Raw genomic sequence first — 3,651 nt, 5'->3', positions numbered from 1 at the left:
CGACTGTGTATAAGGATGGAATCAAATGTAATTCAGGAAAATCTTTAGTTCAACTTATATAGAGCATTAAAAACCGCAAAAACCATATTATTTTGTTTTTGCGGTTTTTCTGTTTAAGATTTAAAAGGAATACTATTTTTTATATCATCACAAAGAACATATATAATTGTAAAATCATAGTTTCTTCCAAATTTCGGAACCCAATATCGTCCATGCGCCAGCCAGTGGCGATAATTAACGGACTGGATATAGGTACTGATTAACTGTTTATGTTCAGAATAGTGCTTTTTCCAGCGATCGAGTATATCATCTTCTAAACCCACTCTTATGCCTTTTTCTTTATATATCTCTCGAAAATCACGACTCAAATCGTCCTTTAATTTATCGGTAGATCTCACAATATAATCCATCCGAAACTTCGCCTCTATTGCCGCGATGGCGCTTAAGTTAAACGATGTTTCAATTTCTTTAGTCAATATAGACAAGTGTTCATTAACCTCATCGACTGTCATGCCTATAAATTCTTCAGGAACATGGCTCTCAGTGCGTACTGCACTTATAATGTTTCTTCTATATTGTTCTATTGCATTCACATTCATCCGATACCATTGGGCAATATCCTGAATATCTTGATTTTCACCGGAGAACCGATGGGTGTTACCAGCCATTTCTTATAACCTGAAGCAAAGCATCTGAAAATGTTTCTTCGTTCAAAGGAAAAAATTGAACGTTCGGTGGTGGGGTGACGATTTTCCAAACATATTCAACAGGCTCTGTAGATTCGGAAGGTTTGCCTTGTGCATTTGCCAAGTGCTGCGAATACTCTTTTTCGGTAAATATATTTACAGTCACTTTTGGCTTATTTAAACGCTTATCGACCAACACAAATTTTACCGTGCCGTTTGACCCTTTTAAATCGATTCTTCCTCTTGAGCCAATTATCATTGTTCCAATGGGCTCCAGCGCTGCCTTTTGGCCTTTCAATTCAATTATCATCCGTTTTGTTTCATACTCGCCAATTTGTTCTTCTTGTAAAGTTATTTTCTCGAACCTGATATTGAAATTGGGATTAGCTGACAATGGTTCGAGCCATGAAGTTACATCTGTAAACAGTCTATCTACAGCCTCAAGCCACCGCTTCTTTTCCTTATCCCAATCAAACTTAGATTGACCAGACTCTTCTCCGTCATTCAAAAATGCTTCCAAATCCTTTAAACTCACAGGTTACACCCCCTGTTTATTTCATCCATATTTGTATTCTACCCTTTTAAAACAATTATGAAAAGAAAGCCGTGGTATTTGCCAATTCAGTTTCGAATTGGCTTCGTACAATAATAAAGCCCCAATCCGCATGGATTGGGACTCTTTCAATTACTCATTTCTTAACCCGCATCAATTTAACAGATTTTGTATCACCAAATTGGTTAAATTAGGTACCACTTCAAGAGAGTAGGTCATTTCCATTCTCTCCAGTTTTTTATGCGCGTCCACACCATAAGGTCCAATGTTAATCACTGGTACATTCAAATCCCGGATGTCCTGATACTCTACATAGTGTTTTGTGCCCCAGCCGGGATTATTTTTCGACACAGCCTCTATTCCTTCTTCATCATCGCTGAGAGCAACGAAACTCATATCAGAAATATACGGGAAAAAGTTTCTTGTCACAATCGGATGATTATATGAAGGCTGTACAGCCTCTACTGCTTGATCCAACGCCTCAATCAATGCTTGTTCATCATCCGTTTTCCCTGTCAATTCTATTCTTGGGGAATAAAGAGACGAATAGAACAGAATGACTGCAGGACTTTTATCCTTCATCCATTTCCAAGCCTCTTCGACTACCCTGGCAGCAAACATACGAGTGTCCAATTCGGAATCCAGCAGCAGATTCTCCTTAAATGCAGCCATATGTTCCCTAAACTGAGTTCCATTCTCTTCAGCCAGCATTTGTTCCATTTCTTCGAATGTTAACACTCGTGGTTTCCATGAATGGTCATGATAAGGTTCTCCGCTGATGGCACAAAACTGCCTGTATCTTTCTTCAAATGTTGCCAGAGCATTTTGAAAAGCGGTCATCGCTTCCTCTTTTAACAGCGACAGAACCTCTTTCGGGGACCATGAGTGGATAAAAAAGTTATAGTAAACATAGGCTGCCAGAGCTGTCTGGACCGTATAAGACGGCTTTAAATCGGTTTGTTTCAAAGAAACCGGAGGAACAGTCGTTTCCCCGAAAGCCTCATTACTAAGCTTTGGATTATAATTGATTTGCTTTGTCAGTTCGGCAGCAATAAAGTTCGGGTCCAATCCTTCAAACGCTGACCCTACATGAGTCTCGGCACCGGTAATGAAGAAAGAAGGAAGAAGCTTCCCAACTGTCCCCTTGTATATATATCGGTTTTCGTCCCCTTCATATCGCGGCGAGACAAAATCCGCATTGATTGCTGCAACATATTCAAAACCATGTTCTTCTTTCCACTGTTTTAATAGATTCAGCGCGGAAAGCACACCATGGGAGCTGTCTTCTTCATCACACTCCGCCAGGAAGACAATATTTCCGTCCAATTGTTCCGGGTGTTCTGAGTAATATTTCAGCAGGTAAAGGTGGCTTGCAACCCCACTCTTCATATCGAGGACTCCCCGTCCGAATAACCAGTCTCCCGAATTCAAATGCTCCATGGCAGAAACCGGCAGGCTCTCATTCTTTAATGCCTCCATCAGTTCATCCGGGTAACAGGCCTTGTCTTTCAGCAGGTTAAAATCATCAATGCCTACAGTGTCGATATGGCCCATTAAAATAACTGTCCGGTTGTTGCTCCCTTTTGTCCCTTTTACAAAAGCCGTTACATTATACCTTTCGTGCTCATCGTGAAGGGTCTGGGACAGGGTAATATTCGAAGGGTTATCTGTGAAATATGGAAAAGAAGAAATCATCGTAAATAAGGAATGGGCGATGACTTTTTCACCATCTGTATTAACAATACTTTCAATGTTGACGAGGTGTTTCGTAAAAGCCAGCACTTGCTCGCGGCAATTCAACATTTGTTTTTACCCCCTTTGTAAAAAATTTAGTAATCTATATATTTTTAAGACAATTACAGCATTCTATGGAAACTTCTGCTTATCAAAATTCGAAATCTAAAGGCATGTGAAGGGCGGCAGTTCTTCGGCCCACTTACTCGTTTCTGTCCTTGAGACCTCTCGAATATAGAGCCTTTCTATTCGACTGTTCATGCAATTGTTTCTCCCTCAAATCGATTAGAGCCTTTCTATTGGACCTTTTTATGCAATTGTTTCTCCCTGAAGTCGATTAGAGCCTTTCTATTCGACTGTTCATGCAATTGTTTCTCCCTGAAGTCGATTAGAGCCTTTCTATTGGACCTTTTCATGCAATTGTTTCTCCCTGAAGTCGATTAGAGCCTTTCTATTCGGCCTTTTCATATGATTGTTTCTTCCTGAAGCCGATTAGAACTTTTCTATTCGACCTTTTCATGCGATTGGTTGTCCCTAAAGTCAATTAGAGCCTTTTTATTGGACCTTTTCATGCAATTGTTTCTCCCTGAAGTCGATTAGAGCCTTTCTATTCGGCCTTTTCAAGCAATTGTTTCTCCCTGAAGACGATTAGAACTTTTCTATTCGACCTTTTCAAGC

3 protein-coding genes are annotated in these 3,651 nt (G+C 40.1%); all 3 read right to left on the bottom strand.

The window, feature by feature from the left end:
* Window positions 1-113: 113 nt before the first annotated feature.
* Entirely contained in the window at window positions 114-668 is a 555-nt protein-coding gene (locus tag CVD19_RS22110; RefSeq protein WP_101585350.1) for a hypothetical protein, read from the bottom strand.
* A complete protein-coding gene (locus CVD19_RS22105) occupies window positions 658-1,221 on the bottom strand; it encodes a hypothetical protein (protein ID WP_101585349.1) in 564 nt (187 codons plus the stop codon). The genes CVD19_RS22110 and CVD19_RS22105 overlap by 11 nt, the downstream gene beginning before the upstream one ends.
* 171 nt (window positions 1,222-1,392) lie before the next feature.
* Window positions 1,393-3,042 carry a M20/M25/M40 family metallo-hydrolase gene (locus CVD19_RS22100; protein WP_101585348.1) on the bottom strand — a complete coding sequence of 550 codons (1,650 nt, stop codon included), beginning with the start codon at window positions 3,040-3,042 and terminating at the stop codon, window positions 1,393-1,395.
* Window positions 3,043-3,651: the final 609 nt, after the last annotated feature.

The sequence above is a fragment of the Bacillus sp. T33-2 genome (genome assembly GCF_002860205.1).
Classification (GTDB): Bacteria; Bacillota; Bacilli; order Bacillales; family Cytobacillaceae; genus T33-2.
Note: the sequence above shows the minus strand (reverse complement) of the source record. Positions and strands in the feature narration are given on the sequence as shown.